This window comes from Psychrobacter sp. W2-37-MNA-CIBAN-0211 (genome assembly GCF_040309405.1).
Lineage (GTDB): Bacteria > Pseudomonadota > Gammaproteobacteria > Pseudomonadales > Moraxellaceae > Psychrobacter > Psychrobacter glaciei.
The window spans coordinates 1-284 of record NZ_JBEOOU010000118.1 but is presented as its reverse complement, the minus strand read 5'-3'; the positions used below and the strand labels follow the sequence as shown (position 1 = coordinate 284).

Here is a 284-nt window from a genome sequence, read left to right as displayed (position 1 = left end):
CGCCAAGCTTACAAGGTTGGGTTGTTAGCAAGTTACCGCGCCCCTGTTCCTGTCATGGTGATTGGCAATATTAGCGTGGGCGGTAGCGGCAAAACGCCATTAATTATTGCTCTGGTCGACTATCTCCAAGCACAAGGTATCAATGTTGGCGTGATCAGTCGCGGTTATGGTGGTGATAGCAGTCAGATGCCAGCCTTGGTCAATGCCGCCAGTCTACCCAGTGTGGTAGGGGATGAGCCTTGTTTAATTGTCAATATGACGGGTGTACCAATGGCGGTCTGCCC

General features: G+C 51.8%; 1 protein-coding gene. It reads left to right on the top strand.

The features are described from left to right. A partial coding sequence (locus AAEY72_RS14540; protein WP_352311234.1) for a tetraacyldisaccharide 4'-kinase occupies positions 1-284 on the top strand: 284 nt, incomplete at both ends.